This window comes from Streptomyces sp. NPDC050448 (genome assembly GCF_040655295.1).
Taxonomy (GTDB): domain Bacteria; phylum Actinomycetota; class Actinomycetes; order Streptomycetales; family Streptomycetaceae; genus Streptomyces.
This window is the reverse complement of record NZ_JBFAJR010000042.1, coordinates 15,412-36,754: the sequence shown is the minus strand read 5'-3', so window position 1 is coordinate 36,754 and position 21,343 is coordinate 15,412. Positions and strand designations below refer to the sequence as shown.

General features: G+C 71.4%; 23 protein-coding genes and 1 pseudogene. 12 read left to right on the top strand and 12 right to left on the bottom strand.

Annotated elements, in window-relative coordinates:
• Positions 1 to 33: 33 nt before the first annotated feature.
• Positions 34 to 849 (bottom strand): class I SAM-dependent methyltransferase, encoded by an 816-nt coding sequence (locus tag AB0I68_RS33450; protein ID WP_363181141.1) that lies wholly within the window; start codon positions 847 to 849, stop codon positions 34 to 36.
• 203 nt (positions 850 to 1,052) lie between these two features.
• The gene (locus AB0I68_RS33445; RefSeq protein ID WP_363181140.1) at positions 1,053 to 1,895 is read right to left on the bottom strand and encodes a methyltransferase domain-containing protein; all 843 of its coding nucleotides are present in this window, start codon (positions 1,893 to 1,895) and stop codon (positions 1,053 to 1,055) included.
• 131 nt (positions 1,896 to 2,026) lie between these two features.
• Here AB0I68_RS33445 and AB0I68_RS33440 point away from each other — a divergent pair, with 131 nt between their 5' ends.
• The 3 genes from AB0I68_RS33440 (at position 2,027) to AB0I68_RS33430 (ending at position 5,894) form a co-directional block, all read left to right on the top strand.
• On the top strand, positions 2,027 to 2,638 hold the full coding sequence (locus AB0I68_RS33440; protein ID WP_363181139.1) for a TetR family transcriptional regulator: 612 nt from the start codon (positions 2,027 to 2,029) through the stop codon (positions 2,636 to 2,638).
• A gap of 116 nt (positions 2,639 to 2,754) precedes the next feature.
• Positions 2,755 to 4,575, top strand: a complete 1,821-nt coding sequence (locus AB0I68_RS33435; protein ID WP_363181138.1) for an ABC transporter ATP-binding protein — start codon at positions 2,755 to 2,757, stop codon at positions 4,573 to 4,575.
• Positions 4,576 to 4,823: 248 nt separating this feature from the next.
• Positions 4,824 to 5,894 carry a DUF5954 family protein gene (locus AB0I68_RS33430; protein WP_363181137.1) on the top strand — a complete coding sequence of 357 codons (1,071 nt, stop codon included), beginning with the start codon at positions 4,824 to 4,826 and terminating at the stop codon, positions 5,892 to 5,894.
• Between the two features lie 205 nt (positions 5,895 to 6,099).
• Here the strand turns inward: AB0I68_RS33430 and AB0I68_RS33425 are convergent, their stop codons facing one another.
• The 3 genes from AB0I68_RS33425 to AB0I68_RS33415 form a co-directional block, all read right to left on the bottom strand.
• Positions 6,100 to 6,897, bottom strand: coding sequence for a hypothetical protein (locus tag AB0I68_RS33425; protein WP_363181136.1), 798 nt, complete (start codon positions 6,895 to 6,897; stop codon positions 6,100 to 6,102).
• 262 nt (positions 6,898 to 7,159) lie between these two features.
• On the bottom strand, positions 7,160 to 8,803 hold the full coding sequence (gene dacB / locus AB0I68_RS33420) for a D-alanyl-D-alanine carboxypeptidase/D-alanyl-D-alanine-endopeptidase (protein WP_363181135.1): 1,644 nt from the start codon (positions 8,801 to 8,803) through the stop codon (positions 7,160 to 7,162).
• Between the two features lie 335 nt (positions 8,804 to 9,138).
• Positions 9,139 to 9,873: an SDR family oxidoreductase gene (locus AB0I68_RS33415; protein ID WP_363181134.1), complete on the bottom strand. Its 735-nt coding sequence runs from the start codon at positions 9,871 to 9,873 to the stop codon at positions 9,139 to 9,141.
• A gap of 131 nt (positions 9,874 to 10,004) precedes the next feature.
• Between AB0I68_RS33415 and AB0I68_RS33410 the strand changes: the two genes are divergently transcribed.
• Positions 10,005 to 10,595 (top strand): helix-turn-helix domain-containing protein, encoded by a 591-nt coding sequence (locus AB0I68_RS33410; RefSeq protein ID WP_363181133.1) that lies wholly within the window; start codon positions 10,005 to 10,007, stop codon positions 10,593 to 10,595.
• Positions 10,596 to 11,095: 500 nt separating this feature from the next.
• Positions 11,096 to 11,521, top strand: coding sequence for a hypothetical protein (locus AB0I68_RS33405; RefSeq protein ID WP_363181131.1), 426 nt, complete (start codon positions 11,096 to 11,098; stop codon positions 11,519 to 11,521).
• A gap of 158 nt (positions 11,522 to 11,679) precedes the next feature.
• Here AB0I68_RS33405 and AB0I68_RS33400 read toward each other — a convergent pair whose 3' ends face one another.
• Together AB0I68_RS33400 and AB0I68_RS33395 are read right to left on the bottom strand one after the other, a co-directional pair.
• A complete protein-coding gene (locus AB0I68_RS33400; protein ID WP_363181130.1) occupies positions 11,680 to 12,063 on the bottom strand; it encodes a hypothetical protein in 384 nt (127 codons plus the stop codon).
• A gap of 222 nt (positions 12,064 to 12,285) precedes the next feature.
• A complete protein-coding gene (locus AB0I68_RS33395) occupies positions 12,286 to 13,347 on the bottom strand; it encodes a YncE family protein (RefSeq protein ID WP_363181129.1) in 1,062 nt (353 codons plus the stop codon).
• Positions 13,348 to 13,488: 141 nt separating this feature from the next.
• Here AB0I68_RS33395 and AB0I68_RS33390 point away from each other — a divergent pair, with 141 nt between their 5' ends.
• The 3 genes from AB0I68_RS33390 to AB0I68_RS33380 all read left to right on the top strand — a co-directional run bounded on the left by AB0I68_RS33390 (position 13,489) and on the right by AB0I68_RS33380 (position 15,315).
• Positions 13,489 to 14,427 (top strand): LysR family transcriptional regulator, encoded by a 939-nt coding sequence (locus tag AB0I68_RS33390; RefSeq protein ID WP_363181171.1) that lies wholly within the window; start codon positions 13,489 to 13,491, stop codon positions 14,425 to 14,427.
• Between the two features lie 105 nt (positions 14,428 to 14,532).
• On the top strand, positions 14,533 to 14,889 hold the full coding sequence (locus tag AB0I68_RS33385) for a hypothetical protein (protein WP_363181128.1): 357 nt from the start codon (positions 14,533 to 14,535) through the stop codon (positions 14,887 to 14,889).
• A gap of 252 nt (positions 14,890 to 15,141) precedes the next feature.
• The gene (locus tag AB0I68_RS33380; protein ID WP_363181127.1) at positions 15,142 to 15,315 is read left to right on the top strand and encodes a hypothetical protein; all 174 of its coding nucleotides are present in this window, start codon (positions 15,142 to 15,144) and stop codon (positions 15,313 to 15,315) included.
• A gap of 99 nt (positions 15,316 to 15,414) precedes the next feature.
• Here AB0I68_RS33380 and AB0I68_RS33375 read toward each other — a convergent pair whose 3' ends face one another.
• From AB0I68_RS33375 to AB0I68_RS33365, 3 genes are read right to left on the bottom strand one after another with little or no spacing between them, the layout of a single operon-like run.
• Positions 15,415 to 16,395, bottom strand: coding sequence for an NAD(P)-dependent alcohol dehydrogenase (locus AB0I68_RS33375; protein WP_363181126.1), 981 nt, complete (start codon positions 16,393 to 16,395; stop codon positions 15,415 to 15,417).
• A complete protein-coding gene (locus AB0I68_RS33370; RefSeq protein WP_363181170.1) occupies positions 16,392 to 16,610 on the bottom strand; it encodes a helix-turn-helix transcriptional regulator in 219 nt (72 codons plus the stop codon). The genes AB0I68_RS33375 and AB0I68_RS33370 overlap by 4 nt, the downstream gene beginning before the upstream one ends.
• 53 nt (positions 16,611 to 16,663) lie before the next feature.
• Positions 16,664 to 17,092 carry a hypothetical protein gene (locus AB0I68_RS33365; protein WP_363181125.1) on the bottom strand — a complete coding sequence of 143 codons (429 nt, stop codon included), beginning with the start codon at positions 17,090 to 17,092 and terminating at the stop codon, positions 16,664 to 16,666.
• A 351-nt stretch (positions 17,093 to 17,443) separates the two neighbouring features.
• On the opposite strand from AB0I68_RS33365, the gene AB0I68_RS33360 reads away from it, so the two are divergent.
• Both AB0I68_RS33360 and AB0I68_RS33355 read left to right on the top strand, forming a co-directional pair.
• Positions 17,444 to 17,794: a hypothetical protein gene (locus AB0I68_RS33360; RefSeq protein WP_363181169.1), complete on the top strand. Its 351-nt coding sequence runs from the start codon at positions 17,444 to 17,446 to the stop codon at positions 17,792 to 17,794.
• 119 nt (positions 17,795 to 17,913) lie between these two features.
• Positions 17,914 to 18,114, top strand: a pseudogene (locus AB0I68_RS33355) (2-polyprenyl-6-methoxyphenol hydroxylase); the annotation flags it as partial.
• A 111-nt stretch (positions 18,115 to 18,225) separates the two neighbouring features.
• Here AB0I68_RS33355 and AB0I68_RS33350 read toward each other — a convergent pair.
• A complete protein-coding gene (locus AB0I68_RS33350) occupies positions 18,226 to 19,926 on the bottom strand; it encodes a serine/threonine-protein kinase (RefSeq protein ID WP_363181124.1) in 1,701 nt (566 codons plus the stop codon).
• Positions 19,927 to 20,108: 182 nt separating this feature from the next.
• On the opposite strand from AB0I68_RS33350, the gene AB0I68_RS33345 reads away from it, so the two are divergent.
• Positions 20,109 to 20,477, top strand: a complete 369-nt coding sequence (locus AB0I68_RS33345) for an SMI1/KNR4 family protein (RefSeq protein WP_363181123.1) — start codon at positions 20,109 to 20,111, stop codon at positions 20,475 to 20,477.
• Between the two features lie 22 nt (positions 20,478 to 20,499).
• Complete coding sequence (locus tag AB0I68_RS33340) at positions 20,500 to 20,781, top strand: hypothetical protein (RefSeq protein ID WP_363181122.1); 282 nt, start codon at positions 20,500 to 20,502, stop codon at positions 20,779 to 20,781.
• Between the two features lie 29 nt (positions 20,782 to 20,810).
• On the opposite strand, the gene AB0I68_RS33335 is transcribed toward AB0I68_RS33340, so the two are convergent.
• The gene (locus AB0I68_RS33335; RefSeq protein WP_363181121.1) at positions 20,811 to 21,176 is read right to left on the bottom strand and encodes a hypothetical protein; all 366 of its coding nucleotides are present in this window, start codon (positions 21,174 to 21,176) and stop codon (positions 20,811 to 20,813) included.
• Positions 21,177 to 21,343 lie beyond the last annotated feature (167 nt).

Here is a 21,343-nt window from a genome sequence, read left to right as displayed (position 1 = left end):
GCCCGGTCCGTGGTGAGGGCCACCACCCGGCGGTCAGGGCGCAGGGTGCGGGAGGCCCGTTCCGATCCCGCGCCGTACGCGGAGCAGGTCCGGCGGCAGCTCGCCCTCGAGGGCGAGGCCCGCGTCCGCAAGCTCCGCGCCGAGCGCCTGCCGGGTCAGCGGCCAGAGCAGGAAGGACTCCTGTGCCCTGCGCAGGACCCGGCCCTTACGGCACACCAGGTAGGCGTAGTCGCAGCGGATCCTGTCGCCCTCGGCGCGGGCGGTGACCTGCCCCCGGTAGGTGTCCATGCCCAGCTGTACCTCGCCGAGGGAGCGCCTGGTCGGCCGGGCCGGGAGCCGGGCCGGCGGGCGGTCCAGGAAGAGCAGGCCGCCCGGCACCAGAAGATCGGCCAGCGTCCGCCACAGCGCGCGCCGCTCCTCGGGAGGCAGACAGGAGGCCATCCGCAGGCAGACCGCCAGATCGGCCTGCCCGCTGAGCGACAGCTCGACGGCGGAACAGGCGTGCACGGTCACCCGGTCCCCGACGAAGCCCCCGGCCGGCGGGTGCAGCCGGGACAGCAGGACGGCCCGCATCGCCGCCGCCGGCTCCACTGCATGGACCGGAACGCACGAAGCGCCGATCAGCACGTCCGTGACCAGCCCGGTTCCCGCCCCGATCTCGACGATCCCCACGCGCGCCGCGGCCGCCGGCCCGGCCAGCGCCAGCGCGTGCCGGTGGTACTCCCGGGCGTGCAACAGATCGTAGAACTCCGCCGATACGGCGTACGCCTGCCCGTGCGCTCCGCCGTCCGGACGGGCCTCCGGTAGTGCCGCGTACGGCGCCCGCCGCGTGTCCACCCGTCTGTCCATCGGGCCATCATCGCCGCACGAGCGCCCTCCCACGACCCAGGATTCGGCCACCGCGGCGAAGAGACGGGAAGCGTGACCCGGATAGAGCTTGCGGATGCCGTCGTGGGTTTCGTGGCGGGCGCGTGCCTGCCGGACGACGGCGAACGGGCGTCGCCGGGAGTCGTCCGGCAGGACGCTCAAGGAGGAGGGCCATGCCGCAATGGCTAAGGGCGGTGGGCAGTGACCAGCCAGGCTGTGCTTCGCATGCGCAGCGCGCCGTCTTCTTCATGGGCGCGCAGTCGGTCGGTGAGCGTCTGGCGAGCGCGGCGTTGGACTTCCGGTGCGACCTGGCTGGTGAGGTGGCGTCCGGGGCCGGAGCCCAGCAGGAAGCCGGCTGCGTCGTCGGCGTCCGTGCCCCACGTGCCATCGGCTTCGACGCGGGTGGCGTTGATGTTCTCGAATCCGGCGCCGGACAGGATCTTGCGGGTGCGGTCCGGGTCGGCGAGGGAGAACATGCCCGGGGTTCCCGGCGCGCCGAAGCCTTCGACGGGCAGGATGCCGCGCAGTGCCGTGATGGCCTGGAGCCACTCGTTGCTTTCGGCTTCTGCGGTGCAGACGAACGCGAGGCGGCCCCCGGAACGCAGGGCGCGTCCGATGTTGGTGAAGGCGACGGCCGGGTCGTCGAAGAACATGACGCCGAACCGGCTGATCGCGACGTCGAATGTGGCCGGTTCGAAGGGATGCACCTGGGCGTCACCCTGTTCGAAGGCGGCGTTGGAGAGGCTCTCGCGTTGTGCGCTCTCCCGGGCGCGGGCCAGCATCGGCGCGGACAGGTCCAGGCCCAGGGCGCAGCCGGTGACGCAGTGGCGTGCGGCCAGGCGGGTGGTGGATCCGGCTCCGCAGCCGATGTCCAGCACGCGGTCGCCCGGTGTGAGCGCCGCGGCGGCGAGGAGGTGCGCGTTGAAGCCTTCGTTCACGGCATCCCATCGTTCCTGGTGCTTCGCCCAGTGGGTGCCCTCGTATCCGTTCCACGCCTCGGCCTGACTGGTGTTGGCGATGTCCTGCATGGAGTCCCCCCGAATGGATGCGTTGCGCCCCGGCCATAGAATGGGCGTATGCCCAAACAGTATGGGCGTACGCCCATACTGGCAACCGTCCGTCCGGCGGTATCGCCGCGATCCCGTACCAGGAGGCCCCGTTGTCACCGCGTGGAGTATCCATTCCCGACGTTCGCGAGCGGCTCTTCGACGCTGCCCAGCGGGTGCTGGCCCGGGAGGGGCCGTCCGCCCTGACCAGCAGGGCGATCACTGCGGAGGCGGGTTGCGCCAAGGGAATGCTCCACAGCCACTTCGACGGGCTGGACGAATTCGTCGCCGAACTCGTCCTGGACCGTTTCGCGCGCACGGCCCGACTGGCCGCAGAGCTGCCGGGGCGGGCGGGCGCGGCCACCGTCGCGGAGAACCTCATCACGGTCACGATGGCCCTCCTGAACTCCCTGGACTCTGCGGTCGCCAGTCTGGCCATGACCCGTCCCGGCGCCTCCCTGAGGATTCGTCAGGCCCTCGAGGCCGGAGCACCGGGGTTCACTGCGATCCAGGACTCGATCACCTCGTACCTCGACGCCGAACAGCGTCTTGGGCGCCTCCGCGGCGGCATGGACCGGCCCTCGGCCGCGCTCGCCCTCGTCGGAACGGCCCACCACCTGCTGATGACCGGTTGGGCCGGCGCAGCGGATCCCCGCGCACAGACGGAACGTCTGGTCGGCCTCCTCCTGGGAACCGATGTCAGCGACGCCGGTCCGGAAGCCTGAGAAGGCGGGCGTAGGCACCGTGCGCGGATGTCACCCACACGGAAAACGCTTGGACGGCGCGGACGCGCTCGCGGGACACTGCGATTTCCGTTCTGACACGACATCACAGGGTTGCGATGGAATCGTCTGCATCACGAGGGGTACCGTTCGGCAAGGGCCCGGTGGTCCTCGCACTTCGTTACTACGGGCGGGAGTTGACGCGGATGCGGTGGCTGACGGTGCCCGCCATGCTGCTGCCGGCCCTGGGCAACATCTGCATCAACTACATCGCCCCGCTGGTCGTCGCGAAGCTCGTCGGCCGCATCGCCGAAGCCGCCACTCCCCTCACCCTCGGCTCGGCGCTCCCGTACGTCCTCGGATTCGCCGGTGTCCTGCTGCTCGCCGAGACGACGTGGCGCGTCGGTCTGCACTGCCTGAACCGCCTCGACGCCCACGGTATCGAGCGCCTGTACGTGATCGGCATGGACGAGCTGTTCGCGAAGGACGCCGCGTTCTTCCACGACAACTTCGCCGGGTCCCTGACGAAGCGGGTCCTGAGCTTCGCCTCCCGCTTCGAGGATTTCGTCGACACGCTGACCTTCTCGGTCGTGGGCCGGTTCGTACCGCTGCTGTTCGGGTCGGTGGTGCTCTGGCGCTACGAACCGCTGCTCGTCGTGGCGCTCCTGTTCATGATCGTGGCGACGGGGGTGTGCGTGCTGCCCCTCGTCCGGCGCCGTCAGGCGCTCGTCGACCAGCGGGAGGAGGCGATCGCCCGGGTGTCGGGGCACGTCTCCGACAGCCTGATGAACATGGACACGGTCCGCGCTTTCGCCGCGGAAGAGCGCGAGGCCGCCGAGCACCGGTCCCGGGTGGCGCGCTCGCGGGGGCTCATGCTGCGGTCGTGGGACTACGGCAACCTGCGCATCGACACCGTCGTCGCGCCGATGTCCGTGGTGACCAACGCGCTGGGCCTGCTGCTCGCGGTCACCGTCGCCGGGAACGGGCACGGTGTGGAGGCGGTCGTGGTCGCCTTCACGTACTACTCCAACGCCACGCGGATCATGTTCGAGTTCAACCAGATCTACCGTCGCCTGGAGAGCTCGATGACGGAGGCGGCGCAGTTCACGGAGCTGCTCATGACGCCGCCGAGCGTGCTCGACCCGCAGTCGCCGGAGCCTGCGCCGGCCCTGGCCGCCGACGTGCGATTCGAGAAGGTGACCTTCGCCCACGCGGGCGCGGAGCCGCTCTTCCGGGGACTGGACCTGGCCGTGCCGAGCGGGGCGAAAATCGGGCTCGTGGGCCGGTCCGGCGGCGGCAAGACCACGCTCACCCGGCTGCTGCTGCGGATGACGGACATCAGCGCGGGCCGGATCCTGATCGGGGGGCAGGACATCAGCAGGCTGCGCCAGCGCGACCTGCGCGGCCTGATGGCCTACGTGCCTCAGGACCCGGCGATGTTCCACCGCACCCTGCGGGAGAACATCGCGTTCGCCCGGCCCGACGCCACGGACGCCGAGATCCGCCGCGCGGCCGAGGCGGCGCACGTCACGGAGTTCGCCGACGCGCTTGCGGACGGCCTCGACACCATGGTCGGCGAGCGCGGCGTCAAGCTCTCCGGCGGACAGCGCCAACGGGTCGCGCTCGCCCGGGCCATCCTGCGCGACGCTCCGATCCTGCTACTCGACGAGGCGACCAGCGCCCTGGACTCCGAGAGCGAGATCCTCGTCCAAGAGGCGCTGTGGCGCCTCATGGAGGGGCGGACCGCCCTCGTGGTGGCGCACCGGCTGAGCACGGTGGCCCACATGGACCGGCTCGTCGTCCTCGACCACGGACGCATCGTCGAACAGGGCACGCACCAGGAGCTGCTCGCCTCCGACGGCACCTACGCGAAGCTGTGGCAGCACCAGTCGGGAGGCTTCCTCGACGACAGCCACGCACGCTCCTCCGACCTGCACTGACCACGATCCCGTGGGCGCGGTGGATCCCGCGGGGCCGACCTCCACCTCGCACATGCGGCACGAGCCCCGGCCTTCGCACATGACGCACAGGGGGCAGCTCAACGGCGCCCGACGGCGCGGGATGCCGTCGTCGACGTGCTCGGCCCAGGCCGGGTCGTCCGGGCCAGGCTGTCTGTGCGGCACCCCCTGAAGGGTGGGGATTCGGTGAATCGGCGGCGGTGCCGAGTGGTGGTCGGCAGGATGGGCGCATGGAGCGTGGGGATGTGGAGCCGGGCGGGTCGCGGCCGGTGGTGGTGCGGGTGCCCGTGGAACCGGTGGAAGCCGCGGTGGAAGCCGACGCGGTCGACGCCGCGGCGCGGGCGGGCGACGTGGTCGTACGCGGCCCCTTGTTCGGGGTGGCGGCGCAGAGTGCCGGGGACGGGCCGCGGTGGCGGGTGGTGATCGCGGTGACGGCCGGCTGCCCGCAGCAGGCACGCGACAGCCTGAACTCGCGGTTGTGGTTCCGGGCGAAGGACGACGCGCACGACAGGGCGGAGCGGCGGACGCTGCTGGCGGCGGTCGCCCGGCTGGAGAGCGAGCGGGTCGACGAGCTCACCGTGGCGGGGACCCGGTACCGGGTCGTGCGCGCCGAGGAGTACGCAGCCGCGGGGCCGGGTGGCATCGAGGAGCCGCGCCCGACCGATCCGGAGCCTCCGGTGCCCGACTGGTCCCGCGGCGCGAAGGGGCCGGAGGTCGACGACGGCCTGGTCCTGGACCCGGACGCGCCCCTCACCCCGTCCCAGGCCCTTGAGCGGCTGGCGCTGCGCGGCCTGTGCTACACCGGAAGCCGGTTCCCCGACGACGTGCGCGCCGACGCCCGGCAGGCGCTGGACAGCCACCCGGAGGTACTGCTCCTGCCGCCGACGTTCACGGTCGTGGAGCAGTCCGCGAGCAGCTGGAAGCCGCTCAGCGGCCCGCACCCCAGCGCACACGCGGCCCGCAAGTCACTCGACTTCGCCCTGACCTGGATGTGGCCGCGCATGCGCGGCCACATCCCCGACGACGCCGACCTCCACACCGACGCCCGCACCATCACCGCGAACGGCCCATCGGCGCCCGAGCTGGCCGCATACGCCGAAGCCGCCGACGCACTCCGGGCCGGACGCGTCAACCGGCTGAAATTCCAGCACAGCGTGTACCAGATCGCCCGCACCCGCCGCCTGCTGCGCTGGAACCCCGACGGACCCGAAGGCCCACGCCCGTCCGACACCAACACCCAAGACCCCACCCACATCCACCCCACCCTCCACGAAGACGGCCACATCCTCCCCGAAGACTGACCAACTCCCGGGCTCAGCCGCAGACGGCCCCCTCGGCGGCAGGAGTTGCGTGGGCGTGCAGGTCAGGAGCCCGGCGGCCATGGCGTGGTCACGTGGGTCTGCGTGGGAAGCCCAGCAGCGCCTGGCCGGCGCCGCGGCACACGGCCGGCAGGAGCCACCACCACGCACCTGTTCAGCGGGGTGACGGGAGATTTCACAGTCGAGGTCAATTACGTGCCGTCAGGGCCTTCGTGAGCACGCTTCCACCCACGATCAGAGCCACGCCCAGCCACCACACGTTGTCGTCGAAGATCAGGACGGCGATCCCGACGGGAACCAGCAGGCCGGCCAGGGGCAGGAACATCCCGGCCAGGTGTGGCGGCTCCGGCCCAGGACGGCCCGCCTCGCGCAAGGCCCGGGCACGTGCGACGTCCGGATACCAGGCGGTGAAACGCACGGCCGCCACGATGGCCAGGATCTGGATGATCCATCCGGTCCAGATGTTGTTCGGATTGTGCAGCACGAGGTCGCCGTACGCACCCGCGACGGCGGCGACCAGGAACGCCAGCCCCCACACCCCGGTGATGAGGTAGTTGGTCCGCAGGAACGTGGGCGTGTGCCAGTACGCGGGATCGACCCGCTCCCGCGCGTATTGCAGGGTGAAGGGCATGCGGAACGCCATGGACCCGAAGGCGATCAGGAAGAGGGCGATATTGGAGACCTCACCGGCGTACGTCTCCAGCCAACGGCGGGTGCCGTCGCTCGCGAGGGCGCCGATGACGGCCAGGACGGTGAAGAAGACCAGGTCGGCGACTTCCAGCAGCTTCCAGGTACTGCCCTTGTTGATGATCCGCCCGGCCGCGACCAGTACGATCGTCGCCACGAGGGCGAGAATGACCGCGATCTCGAACCTGCCGGGACCGACCAGCAGCGAGAAGATGATCCACGGCGCCATGCCGACGACGGGATTCTCGAGGAATCCGGCGACAGCACCGCGAGCCGTGGCGGACGCCTCGGTCTTCACATCTCCAGGGTGCACGCGGGCGGCCAACCGGGCCATTCGGGGGGCGGAGCTTCCTTGACGGCGTGAAGGCGCTGAAGTCCGAGGACAGCGAAAACTGCGCCTGCTGGTGCACCCGATCATCCTTGCCGTACACCGCGATGGCGGCGGCCGACAGCTGCGCGGGACAGCATCGGCGTCGGCGAGCGGTTCGGCGCCGATGCTCTGCTCGTCGTCGAGCATGATGATCTGTCCGGCTAGGGGCCGGCTACCACGCTCAGCCGGGTCAAGGCGACTCCTGGAGGTAGGCGGCGATCAGGGCGAGGTCGTTGGCGATGGCCAGGACACCGGCGGGGTCCGTGGTCGGTGTGGACGCGCCGTTGACGCCCGCGTAGAAGGTGTCGAAGCGGCCGCCGCTCTTGTCGAGGTAGCCGGCGATGGTGATGGCGCCTACGGCGAGCCGGTCGTTGAGGGCGTCCCCTCCGACGGCCGCGCCGGTCTTCGCGAACACCTTCCCCCGCGCCGGACAGCTCCGGCAGTTTTCGGCCAGCAGACCGTCGACTCCGAGGACCGGCAGGGCCTCCCGGAAGCGCCGTGCGTCCGGGGTGCGTTGCCAGTACGCCAGCATCTGCACCAGGGCCTGGGGCGTGGCCCGGTCGGCGGGGTTGCCGCCCCGGCCGTCCATGAGTTCGGCCTGCCGGCGGTCGACGCCCGCCCGGTCCAGGAATCCGGCGAGCACCGGGAAGCCGTCGGCGCACTGGTGGCTGCCGGTGGTGACGGCCATCAGGCAGATGCCGAGGTTGGCGCCCAGGTTGTGGCTGACCTTGAGGATCAGCTTGGCGTACTGGTCGTACGGCGGTGAGGTGTACGCCGCCACCCGCGGGCGACCGTCGTAGTCGACGGGCAGCCGGTCGACCGGGTTGGCACCCGTGGCGGCGGCGGTGACCTCCACCCCGGCCCGGGCGAGCGCCTCGATCAGCGCGGTCCGGCCGAACGCGGCCGGGTCCGTGATGGGGGACGTGCGCAGCAGCGGCTCGGAGTCCGCCGCGATCGTGCCGGAGAGCCGGATCCGGGTGCCGCCGTCGGTGGCCGTCACCGTGACGGCCGTCGGCTTGCCGGCGGCGACGGTCTTCACCGTGGACGTGACCTCGTACGGCGCGACCTTCGGCCGCCAGTCCAGCCGAGCTGTTGCGCCCGGCCGGTCACCGGGCGTGGTCAGCAGGTCGATGAGGTTGTCGTTGACGATCAAGGGTGTCGGGGTCGGGAGGAGGACCGGGTCGGGGGCGAAGAGCCGGCTGTCGACGATCACGTCCCCGTCGATGCGGCTGATGCCGGAGTCGCGGACCTGCCGGGCGAGCTGGTCGATCCCGGCGAGCGGGTTCTCCGGGGTGAGCGTCGCGCCGGGGAAGTCGTTGGCGTAGGTGTGGTCGAGGTCGGTGTAGGCGACCGTGCCGTCGGGACGCGTCCGGCCGCCCAGAGTGAGGTCGCCCTGGGCGACGAGATCGAGGTCGCCGGTCAGTGTGGCCCCGTTCCGCTCCCCGACCGCGTAGACGGGGGTCACGAAGCGGTGGTCCGTGCCGAGGGTCCGCCACGTGCCGGAGACCGCGAAGAGTTTCGCGGTGGACCCGGGGATGAAGAACTGCCCGGGGAACAGACTGTGCAGCACCCGCCCGCCGGCCGGTTCGGTCTGCAGGAGCCCCCACTGGGCGTGGCGGTACTCCGGCTTCCGCATGATCTCCGTGATGCGCGGGTCGAGCCGGCCCGGATCTCCCACGCCGAACGGCCACGGCGACGGTGAGGGTGAGGGTGAGGGTGAGGGTGACGGGGCGGCTCTGGCACCCGTACCCGAGGCGAGTACCACCAGCAGCAGGGCGGCGAAGGCGGCTGCCGTTCGGCGCCGCAGCGCCGTGACGCGGATCGCAATTCCCACAGCGCGCTCCGTTCGTCGCGGCTGTCTTTCCCATGCCCCCGGGCATGGGAACAGGGTGGCACGGCACGATACGGCGCGCATGTCACCCCGGGCGCCGCCGCCCGCCGCCCGGGTGGCGGAGAGAGCCACCGGCCGCCGACCGGGAGGACCGGCGCCGAGCTGCACCAGCCCATGGGATCCGCCGTCGCGGCACGGTCAGGACGCCCCGGAGACGGCCGGGCCCAGCCCTCGCCTTCCGTCACGGCCCGTTGGGCACCCGTCGCCGGCAACGGCGGGGCCTCGGTTCAGGGCGACCCACACCTCACCACCAGCAACTCCCTGACTCAGGTCACCCATTAGTCCTGGGCCGTGGGGCGGACCACGATGTCGCCTACGTCGATGCTGGCCGGCTGATCGATGGCGAAGGCGATGGCGCGGGCGATGGCCTCCGGCGGGATCGCCATCTCGCCCATCCGGTCGAGGACCTGGGCCCGCATCTCCGGCGCCATGGAGTCCGCGAATTCCGTGCGCGTGACCCCCGGCGAGACGACCGTGACGCGCACCCTGTCCCCGGCCTCCTGACGCAGCCCCTCGGAGATGGTCCGTACGGCGTTCTTGGTGCCGGCGTACACCGCCTGGAGCGGCACGATGCGCAGTCCCGCCGTGGAGACGGTGTTGACGAAGTGTCCGAACCCCTGCTCCCGGAAGACGGGCAGCGCCGCGGCGATCCCGTACAGGACGCCCTTGAGGTTGACGTCGATCATCTCCTCCCAGTCCTCGACGCGCAGGTCGTCCAGCGGGGAGATCAGGCCGATCCCGGCGTTGCTGACCAGGACGTCGAGCTTGCCGTAGCGGTCGCGTGCCAGTCTGACCAGACCGGTCAGGTCCTCGCGCCGCTTGACGTCCGTGCGCGCGTAGGCGGCTTGGCCGCCGGCCTTCTCGATGCGGGCAGCGAGCGCCTGGAGGCGTTCCGGCCGGCGCGCCCCGAGCACCACTTTCGCGCCGCGCTCGGCGAGCAGCAGCGCGGTCGCCTCGCCGATCCCGCTGCTGGCGCCCGTGATGGCGATGACCTTGCCTTCGATTCCCTGCACGACTGGTCCTTCCGGAGGCGGGGTGAGGGCGGCGTCTGCCCTAGAGTGGAAATGGAGGCGCCGCCGGTTACCCCGAACCGTAAGTGGACGCGCCTCCACTTGGCAAACGGGGACGAGGAGGCAGGCTGTCGATGGCACGGGAAACGGGACGCCCACTGAGGGCCGACGCGCAGCGCAACCGGGACAAGATCCTGGCTGCCGCGGTGCGCGTGTTCACGGAAGAGGGACTGGATGCCCACTTCGAGCGCATCGCCAAAGAGGCGGGGGTGGGAACCGGAACCCTGTACCGCAATTTCCCGACCCGGGAGACCCTGATCGAGGCGGCCTACCGCAACGAAGTGGCGCGGCTGTGTGATGCGGTCCCCGGCCTGCTGGCGACGCTGCCGCCGCGCGAGGCCCTGCGCGCGTGGATGGGCCGCTTCATCGACTACGCCACCGCCAAACTCGGCATGGCCGACGCCCTGCGGGCCGTCGTCGCCTCGGGGAGCGACCCGTACGGCCACAGCCGCGAGATGATCCAGACCGCGATCACCACCCTCATGGAAGCCGGTACCGCCGCCGGCGCGCTGCGCTCCGACATCCGCCCGACCGACATGTTCGCCATCCTCGCCGGTATCGCCCTCACCTCGGCCGAGCCCGAGCAACGCGACCAGGCCGAGCGCCTTCTCGACCTCACCCTCGACGGGCTGGAGCCCGTACCGTCACAGCTCCCCGAGGGCTGACGGCACGAACCGCGCGGCTGGGCCTCTCCCGAGGGCCGTCGCCCCGCCGAGACGGTCCCCGGCGGCAGCCCGGCGTGTCGGCGAGCGGCCCCGACGCCTCGCGGCGTGCCTCGGCCGTCCGGAACACCTCCGACACTTTGGCGAGGGTGCCGCTCCGGGTGCGTTCCGCGGACCACGGCGGGATCCGGCAGTACACGGTGCAGCCGGATCGATCCCGCGGGCGGCCCACGAGTGCGCAGACCCTCCGCCGCGATCGATTCCCCTGCCGGCTTCGGATGCGTAGCCGCGTGCGTGCCGCTCCGCGCCGTCCGGCCTTTTACCAAGGTTCATTCTCGGCGTCAAGCCACGTATTCGAGTGGCGTGACGCACGTTCCCCCGCAGGGTTTATTTGAAGTACGCCCTCCCCGGGAACCTCCCGGAGAACACCAGGTCAAAGAATTCCTCCGACCTACTCTGCGGGGCGGCTCACACAACATATTCATGCCGAATGGAGAATTCCCATGTTCGAGCGTTTCCCGTCCCGTCGTATCGTTCTGGCCGGAGCTTCCCTGGCGCTGGTCGGTGGCGGCATCGCCCTCCCCGCGACCGCCATGGCCGCACCCACCACCGCCCCGCAGCACGCCGTCACCCTCCTCCCCCAGGACAGCTCCGACGGAATCGGCACCGGCGGCGACGCCAACGCGGAGAACACCACGGTCGGCGGAACCGCCACCGGAGGCGCCGCCAGCACCGGCGTCGGCAGCTGCAAGGGCAAGTGCGTGATCACCACCGGCAACGCCACCGGCGGCAACGCCAGCGCCGACGCCATCAACACCGGCGACGCCACCGCCGTCGGCGGCGACGGCACCGGCACCGGCGGCACCGTCAAGAAGAACGAGATCAAGAAGCAGCTCAAGGAAGAACTCAAGGCAAAGCTCGGCAAGTGACAACCGACGACCCCACACCCCCCGGGAACACCTCCCGGGAAACCACACACATAGCGGACGCCGGAGAGGCCCACAGCCCCTCCGGCGTCCGCATGCCGCGCCACGGCTGACGGCTGCCGATGGCGGCCGGCGGCCCGCGCGGCGCGGAAGGCTCCGCCTCAGCCGGCCGCACCGCGTCGCACGCCGGGGTCCTGCCCGTTCTTGCGGCGCCTGCGGCGTACGGCGACGGCGACGAGCCGGGTCCCGCCCCAGCCCAGCAGCCAGGGCAGTACGGTGATCAGGCCGACCTCGACTCCGAAGAAGAAGAGCACGTCACCGCTCGTCGGATTACCGCCCCCAGGGCGGAACCGCGCGTACCCGGGGATTCCGAGCACCACGGCCGGCACCGCGACCGACAGGGCGTACGCCCACGTACGGGAACGGCCGGCTGCGGCACGCCCGCTCCACACACCGAAGGCCGCCATCACGAACAACCCGTACACGAGCCAGAGCAGCGCCATCCCGTACAGGACGGCCGTCCAGTCGCCGGCGTACCCGCCCATCACGGGCCGCTCACCCGCTTCACCCGGGACGGCACGACCCCCGTCGTCCGGCTCACCTCACTCTGGTCCACGTTCACTTCCCGCTCCCCCTCGCCCGGTGCCCGCGTCCCGACATGCGGTGAACAGCAGCAGAGCCGACGGACCGGCCGGCGTCAACCGACTTGGCCGGGGGGGGAAGTCACCCACGGAGCCGGACGTGGCTCAAGGCGGCTGCCGTCCGGGTCAGGCCGGGCGCGGGATGTAGGCCAGGCCGTGGGCGCCGGGCTCGCCGAGCCTGGCGATGTCCAGCCGGGCCAGACCCCGCAGCGTGTCCAGGTCGACGATCTCGACGGTGGACGAGGCGACACAGGCCACGTAGGCGATCCGGCCGTCGGGCGACGAGGCGATGGTCAGCGGGCAGAGCCCCACCTCGAGCGCGCCCAGCTGCTTGCGGGTGTCGGCGCAGAACACCGTGAGGCGGCCCGGCGCGTGGCGTCCGAGGCGGGACACCGGGTCGGGCTCCATACGTACTTCGCCGACGAGCAGCTTTCCCGTCGATGTCAGGTGCACCGGCAGGACGACGTTCTGCGTGGGCAGGGTGTCGACGACGGATGCCGTCCGGGCATCGATGACCCGGATTCCGGCGGCCGGCCGCTCCTCACGCTCCCGGGCGGTGGCGGAGAAGGAACCGTACGGCGCGGCGACGAAGGCGTGCGCGCCGTCGGCGGAGACGGCGAGCCCCTCGCTGCCCGGCACCTCGACCTTAGCGGTCAGGGTTCCCCGTTCGAGGTCGACGACCGACACGAACGGCGCCTCCTTGTTGGTGGCGTAGCCCGTCCGTCCCGCCGGATCGATGGCGAACCAGTGCGGGCCGGGCGCGTCGGTGTCGATCCTGCCCAGGGGCCGGCGGGTCTCCGTGTCGATCACCACGACACCGCCGGGCCGGTCCGCCGAGCCCTCCACGCTGACGTAGAGCCGGCGGCGCGCCGAATCCAGCGCCAGTCCGTGCGGCCCGTGTTCCGGGGCGAGGTCGACGACCTCGACGATGCGGCGGGTGTCGGGGTCGATGACGGTCAGCTCCGTGCGCCGGCCGCCGTTCTCGTGGTAGTAGCCCGAGCGGTACGTCGTGGTGCACCACAGCAGTCGCTGCGTCGGGTCGAAGCACAACTCGTGCGGCTCGGCGAGGATGTCCGTCGTGCCGATGTGCCGGTCGGTGGCGGCGTCGAAGAACGAGACCGTCGGCCCGCTCTGACTGACCACGGCCAGAACATCGCCTTCTCGGCCGGCGCGGGGGGACTGCTGCACAGGGGGCTCCTCAAGCAAGACGAATGGGATGTCACGCGACTTCGCGTACGTCTCCACTCTCGGCAAGAGAGCGTTCCTCCACCATGCAAAGATTGGCACGATATAGTTGACTCACACGTAAAAATGCAGGTCAGGAGCATGATGGATCTCAATCTCCTACGAGCTCTGGACGCCCTGCTCCAAGAGAACAGCGTGACCCGGGCGGCGGAGCGACTCGGCACGTCACCCGCGGCGGCCAGCCGTACCCTGGCCCGGCTCCGCCGAGCCGTCGGCGACCCCCTGCTGGTCCGCGCGGGCCAGCAGATGGTCCCGACCCCGCGAGCCTTGGAGCTACGGGAGGAAGTGGGCCGGCTGCTGCGCAGCTGCGACAGCGTCCTGCGGCCCGGCGCCGGCTTCGACGCCGTGCACCTCCAGCGCACCTTCACCGTGCAGGCCGCCGACCTGCTCCTGGCGGGGCTGGCCGGGACCCTGACCGAGCGGATCCGATCCGAAGCCCCGCATGTGGACGTGGTCTTCCTGCCGGAGGCGATGGAGGGCGGCCCCGGACTGCGGCAGGGCTGGGTGGACGTGGAACTGGGCGTCCTCGGACACCTGGACCCGGAAATCCGAACCAAGCCGCTCACCCGGGTGGCGCTCGTCGGCATCGCCCGCACCGGCCATCCCCTGTTCGACGGGCGGATCGACGCCCGCCGCTTCGCCGCGGCCGACCACATCGGCATCTCCCGGCTCGGCAAGCGCCTCGGACCCATCGACACCGCCCTCGCGGAACTCGGGCTGCGACGCCGTACCTCAGTCGTCGTACCCAGCCACACGAGCGCGATGATGCTCGCCCGGGACACCGACCTCGTCGCGCTCACCCTGGCCGACTGGCTCCCCGACACCACCACCGCGCTGGGGCTGCGCACTTTCCCCCTCCCCCTCGACCTGGCACCCCTCGACCTGGGAATGGCCTGGCACCCCCGCAACGCCACCGACCCGGGGCACCGCTGGTTCCGCGACCACCTGGCGGCCTCGGTCCTGGCCGCGCACCCGCACCCGAACCCGTCCGCGTCCCGGACGGAGGACGGCAGCCCCGCCTGATGGCCGGCGGTGTCCCGCTCGAAGACCTCGGCTGCACGACGGCCGAAATACAGCAGGTCGCCGAACCGGCTCCCGGACCGGGGCGCGAGCTTCTACGCTGGTCACATGCGCCACACGCTCACCAGCCTCGCCAGCGCCTACGACCTGGAGCACGTCAAGCGTGCCCCGGCCGGCGGCCGCGACTTCATGGCCCGGGCCGCCGCCTACGAAGAACGGGTGGCACAGCGCCCCGACCTGCGCCACTGGTCCCCCGTGGACAACGCCGATCCCGGCGACGACGGTCCCACGCGGGTTCTCGATGCCGACCTCGACGCGTGGACACGCCTCAGTGACGGCCCGAACCGCGGCGCGTGGCGGATGGCGCGGTTCAACCGCCCCGAACAGGAGGAACAGCCCGGCGGCGCGCTGACCTGGCAGGAGCTCACATACCACTACGGGCCCCTCTCGGAGGACAGCCCGTGAGACGACGCGAGGCCCGCCGGCGCTCCTGAGTGTCGCCGAGCCCACGACCGAGACCGGGCCCGGCTGCCTCGGACCGCCCCGGACGTGTCAGGGCCATGGCCGGATGACAGGCGGCCGGCAGCCGTCGCCACGGCCTCCGCCACCGTTGTCGTCTGGACGAGGCCCCTCACCCATCGGGGGTCGGACGTACGCACGACGCGGCTCGGCGGATGCCGCCCAGCTCCGCGCCGGCGTGCCGAGGAACGCGCGGACGTGCCGAAGCCACGCCACGCGGTCGGTCTCGTTCAGGACGTGGGCCGCGCCGGGCAGTTCGATCGGCTCGGCGCCCGGGATGCCCGCCGCCAGACGGTGCGAGCTCTCGGGGTGCACCAGCCGCCGATCCCGTGGTCCTGGAAACCGGCGGAGAAGATGTCGGTGGCGGAGTAGCAGCGGGCGTTGGTGACGAGCACGACCGGACCGAAGTACTGCCGGCCGATGGAGTTGGCGGCGCCCTCGGGGCTGAGCGGGAAGGCACCGGAGTACGCGTCATCGGCGCCAGACGCGGATCGCGATCTTGCCCCGTACGCTCCCCTCCCGCAGGCGGCGTATCGCGTCCGGGACTTCGGCCAGCGGGTACGTACGGTCCACCACCGGGTTGAGCGCGCCGGACTGGATGAACTCCCCGAGGATGCGCAGGTCCTCGGGGCGAGGGGTGGCGGCGAGTCCACGCAGGCGGTGACGGGTGAAAGGCGACAGCAGCAGGGCCCGCAGCTGCCGGTCGTGGCCGCCGATCCAGCGGCCGTCGGTCTCGCCGCCGACGATGACCAGGGTCCCGCGAGGGGTCAGGGCCCGGCGCAGCCGGCGGAGGGGACGGTTGCCGGCGATGTCGAGGACGAGGTCGTAGCGGCGGGCCCCGTCGGTGGGGTCCTCACGGGTGTAGTCCATGACCGCGTCGGCGCCGAGGGAGCGGACCAGGTCCGTCTTGGGGGCGCTGCACACCCCGGTGACGTGTGCGGCGCCGAGCGCCTTGGCCAGTTGTACGGCGTACGTCCCGACCCCGCCCGAGGCCCCGATCACCAGGACCCGCTGGCCGGTCTCCAGCCGGCCGGTGCGCAGGGCCTGGAGGGCCGTGCACGCCGAGGTCGTGACGACCGCCGCCTCTTCGGGTGTCAGCCGGGCCGGCCGCGGAGCCAGCTCGTCCTCCTTGGCGCAGGCGTACTCCGCGAAGGAGCCGGTGCAGGTGCCGTACACCTCGTCACCCGGCCGGAAGCGGCCGACGCCCGCTCCGACGGCCTCGACGCGGCCTGCGACGTCCAGACCCCGGACCCGTTGGCCGGGTGCCCGCAGGCCGAAGCCCGCTGCGCGGATCGCGTAGGGCGTGCCCGTCATGAGGTGCCAGACGCCCTGGTCGAGTCCGGCCGCCTGTACCCGCAGGAGCACTTCGCCCGGTTCGGGCACGGGCTGTTCGATCTCTTCGAGACGCAGGACGTCGGGCGGTCCGTACACGTCCTGGACGATGGCTCTCATCGGATGTCTCCCTCGTTGCCGGTAGTGCCGCTTGTGCCTGTGTCAGGCGCGCCGTTGGTGGGGACCGTGTACTGGAAGACGCTGTCGAGGGGAACCCCGAACACCCGGGCGATCTGGAAGGCCATCTCGAGCGAGGGCGAGTAGCGGCCCTGCTCGATGGCGATGACCGTCTGGCGGCTCACGCCGATGCGGCGGGCGAGCTCGGCCTGGGTCATCTCGTCGTGGGCGAAACGCTGGGCCCGGATGGTGTTGGTGACCCGCGTCGCCTTCACCACGGGTGGAAGCCGAACCGGTACGAGATGACCTTGACCACCGAGCCGAGCACCGAGGACAGGACGAAGGCCAGGTAGATGGCGTTGGCGATCCAGAACGGAGCGGCCTCGGCCATCGCCAGAAGCAGGCCGGCCACGCCGCCGATCACGACGAACGACTGCCCCACGTACTCACCGAAGCGGTGGATCTCGCGGTCACGCTGGTCCTTGACGTTCGCCTCCTTCGGCGAGAAGGCGGCGATCGCGATGTGCGCGGCGATGGACGCGGCGATCGACAGTCCGACCGTCCACAGCAGGGCTCCCGCGTACGGCGCCCGGGTCAGCGCGACTCCTGCGGGGCGCCCCAACACGACCCACAGGTACACCGCGTACGACCCGACCGCGACCACCAGCATGCTCCAGGCACGTTTCTCCTCGACCGCCACTGCCGCTCCCGATGTCAAGAAAACCAGACATTCGGAGTGTCAAGCAGTCACGACATGATGTCAAGTATTCTTTACTCCCATCGAAGGCCCGACGCCCTCTGAGGGCCCTTGCGGCATGCGCATTTCCGGTGGTCTCAGCGGCGTCACGGCTTCGGAATGCCGACGGAGTGCCACCGTGCCACGCTGAGACGGGGAATCGCGCCGGTCCGGCGTGCTCGGCTGACCGGATTGGCGCCGCCAAGCAAGGAGGCCGACATGGCCAGTGACTCCACCCGACCCGGGGCGGCCCACGTCAGTCCGGACCCGTGGCATGCGCCCACCTCCGGAACCACCGTCGTCGCAGCAGCACTGATGATCTTCGGTGGCGCGATGGCGGTCCTCGAGGGAATCGCGGCCATCGCCAAGGACGACCTGTTCCTCGCCACGCGCCACTACGTCTTCGAGTTCAACCTGACGGGCTGGGGCTGGGTCCACCTCATCGTGGGCATCCTCATCGTCTTCGCGGGCTGCGCCGTGCTCAGCGGAGCCCTGTGGGCGCGCTACTTCGGCGTGGTCGTGGCAGGGCTGGGCACGATCGCCAACTTCCTGTGGATCCCGTACTACCCCCTCTGGGCCACGGTCCTGGTCGGCGTCAACCTCTTCATCGTCTGGGCTCTGTGCGCGGGTATGCACAGGGAGGCCGACCACGGCCGCGCAGCCTGACCCGGTCTCGTGCTCGGTGTCACCTACCGCTCTGCCGCCGTCCTCGGCGACGACGGTGCACCGCCCGAGCCGTCCGACGGCGGCACGGACTACGTCCCACCACGAGGCCAGGCCATCGCATGCCGCACCGCTGGCTCACACGGGGCCGTTCCACGCTCGACGCCTTCGGAGAGTGGTTCACCCTGTTGACCCCGGACCCCGCCCCTTGGGAGCAGCAGGCCACCGGCCCATGGCCGCTCCGCATCGAGCCCCTTCCCGAGGAGCACACCGAACTCTGCGGCCTGCGCTCCCACGGAGCGATCCTCATCCGGCCTGACGGCCACATCAGCGCCCGCCGGCGCGACCACCCGCCGAGCGACACCGCCCTCCGCCACGCCGTCACGCCGTCACGACCACCACATCACCGGTCCAGCGGTCGTGCGGCCCGGATCTCAGCAGCGGGTCGACGGGCCGTTCTGGCGGGTGAGGTTGTCGCTGGACATCCAGCCGGAAGCGCTCGAGTCGGCGGCGCGGACGAAGGTCCATTTGTTTCCGTACGCATTGACGACGTAGCAGTGGTACAGGAGTTTCGTGCCGGCCTTGGCCATCGCCACGGAGGGACATGTCTGGTAGGGCCCGGTCACGATGTGGTAGCTGCCGGACATGTAGCCGTAGGTACCCGGGTTCCGCTCCTGATGGCTCCATCCCGTGCAACTCGTCGACACCGGGCTGGGACCAGCCGGCGGAGAGGCCGACGCCTGCGGGGCCGAGCCGCCGCCCTTGCCGCTCGGCGTCGACGTGGGCGTGGGCGACTTGCCGGCCTTGCCTCCGGTTTTCGCCGACCCCTGAGGCCGGGCGTCTGCGGGTACGGAGGGACTGCGGGTGGTCTGGGGCGACGCGGCATGTGCCTGTTGGCCGCTCTTGCCGCCGTCCTTGCCCACCACGGCGTACGCGATGCCGCCCCCGGCGAGTACGACGGCGGCCGCGGCAGCGATGACGACGCGTCCGCGGGACGATCTCCCGGCGCCGGGAGCCTGGGGGGCGGTCGGTGCTCCGGTCTGCCCGAAAGTGCCCGGCCGGCCGGGGGCCCCGTAGCCGGCGTGGGACGGCTGCGGGGACGGCTGCGAGGACGGCTGCGAGGACGGCTGCGGGTACGCCACCGGAGCGGGGCCGTACCCGGGGGGAGGTACCGGGAGGACGGGGGGTACGGCCGAAGCAGTGGCCGTCGCGGGCGGGGCGGCCACGGGGGCGGCCACGGGGGCGGCTTGGTTCACACTCCTGCCCTGGGCCACCGCTTCCAGCATCTCGCGCGCCTGGCCCGCGGAAGGTCGGCTCGCCGGCTCCTTCGCCATGAGCGCCTGCAGTACGGGCGTGAGCGCTCCGGCTCGACGGGGCTCCGGGAGCGGCTCGGAGACGATCGCCGACAGAGTGGACCACGCGGACGTGCGGCGGAACGGTGACGTTCCCTCCACGGCGGCGTACAACGTCATGCCGAGCGACCAGATGTCCGACGCCGGGCCGGGCTCCATACCCTGTGCGCGCTCCGGCGGGAGATAGTCGAGGGAGCCGATGATGTCGCCGCTGCGGGTCAGCTTGGCCATGGCCTCATCGCCCGAGGCATCCAAGGTGGCGATGCCGAAATCGGTGAGCACGACCCGGCCGTTGTGTTCCAGCAGCACGTTGGCCGGCTTGACGTCGCGGTGCAGGACCCCGGCTCGGTGCGCTGCGTCGAGCGCGTCCATCAGCTTGGCTCCGATGGCCGCGGCCTCGCGCGGCTCGAGCGGGCCACGCTTCGCCAGCACGTCGTCGAGCGAGGGCCCGTCGACGAGTTCCATCACGATGACCGGCAGACCCTGCTCCTCGGTCACATCGTGCACGGTGACCACACCGCCGTGCCGGATACGGGCGGCGGCCTGCGCCTCCCGCTGCATCCGGGTGCGCAGATCGGCCAGTTCGACCCCCGAGGCGTCCGTGTAGGCCCGCATGACCTTGACGGCAACCTCTCGGCTGAGGAGTTCGTCCACTGCACGGGCCACCACTCCCATGCCGCCGCGTCCGATGACCGCCGTCACCCGGTACCGCCCGCCGAGCACCTTGCCTACGAGCTCCGAGCCGTTCGCCTCCCCCGCCGTCACCACACGCTCCGTCCCCACCGTCGTCAACTCACCTGCTGAGCAGGCCCAAGCGTAATGGCACGCGCATTCGGACAGTCGGGCGACAGGCCGTGGAGCCCGGGCGGGACGGGAGAAGGGGTCCGGTGCTCGGCCAAGCCCGGTGGCCAGGACCCCGGCCGATCTCCGACAGTGGCCTTGAGCGAGTCGTTGGGGTGCCGGGCATGACCGACGATCGGATACGGGTGGAGCAGACCCTCTCTGCCTGGCACAGGATCGAGGCGTGGCTCGAGGAGTACGCGCCGCGGAGCCGCCGGCGTCTGCCGCCGCCGGCCGCCGAGGAGGACATCCGGGCTGTGGAACGGGAGCTCGACTTCGTGATCCCCGCCGACGTCCGGGCGTTCTACCGGCTCCACAACGGCACTGGCCCCGGCATCGACTTCGCCTGGCCGACCTGGGACGGTCCGTTGCCGATCCCCGAGGCCGCGTGGGATCCCGAGCAGGATCCCAGCGGATGCATCCTGCCGGACGGGGGGAGCGGGCCGCTGGAGAAACTGGCGCTGGATCGACGGACCGGCCGGGTACGAGCGTGACGAAGAGCCGCAGCAGCGGTACTTGGCCTTCATCGCCTCGGACCCGGACGGGTTCTACGGGCTGTTCGCCGACTGCACTCCCGGTGCGGGCCACGGCGGCCTCGGCAGTTACGCCGAGGCCGACGCACCCACGCCGGGGACCTGGCCGTCGTTCGCCGCGTACCTGACCGCCGTGGCGGACGCGTTGCACGCCGGGCGGGGCGTCGGTACCGATACGGACGTCCCGGGCGTCCTGCACCGGTCCTTGCACCGGGACGATCCGCGGTCGCCGTTGGAGGAGGGCTGGGAGCCGTTCCGCGGATAGCCGTCGTGCCGCGGGGACTCGGGCGGTGACTAGGCGCCGTCGTCGTAGGTTCCCGCCTCCACTTCGAGGGCGAGCTCCTGGAGTACCTCGGTCGACGAGATGTCCGTCCGGCCGGCGTCGTGCGCCATGGCGAGACTGGTGAAGGCCAGGCTGAATCCGGCGACCATCGTGTGCAGGGCCGGTCCCAGTGCCTCCGCGACGAGGCGGGCCACCTGCTGTGGGGAGGAGTCGGACGGAACGCTGATCGACGGCAGCATTTCGTTCAGCAGCTGGGTGACGACCCCTGCTTCCGTGTCGGGACTGTCGTCTTCCTCGCCGGCTTCAGCTGCTCGGCGGATCTCCTGGGCCTCGGTGAGGATGCCGATGACTCGCTTGAGGACCTCTGCGCGTTCCATCGTCGGAGCGTAGCTCCAGCCTGATCGGGTCGGGGCGCACGTCCCCGGATCTCCGATGCCTCCCGGCAGGGATCGCGCCGGCTGATGCCGCCGGAGGGAGCGTCGCCGGAGGGGTGGAGGACGGCCCCCGCGCACCACACGCGGTGCCCTGACTCATGGACGGCGAG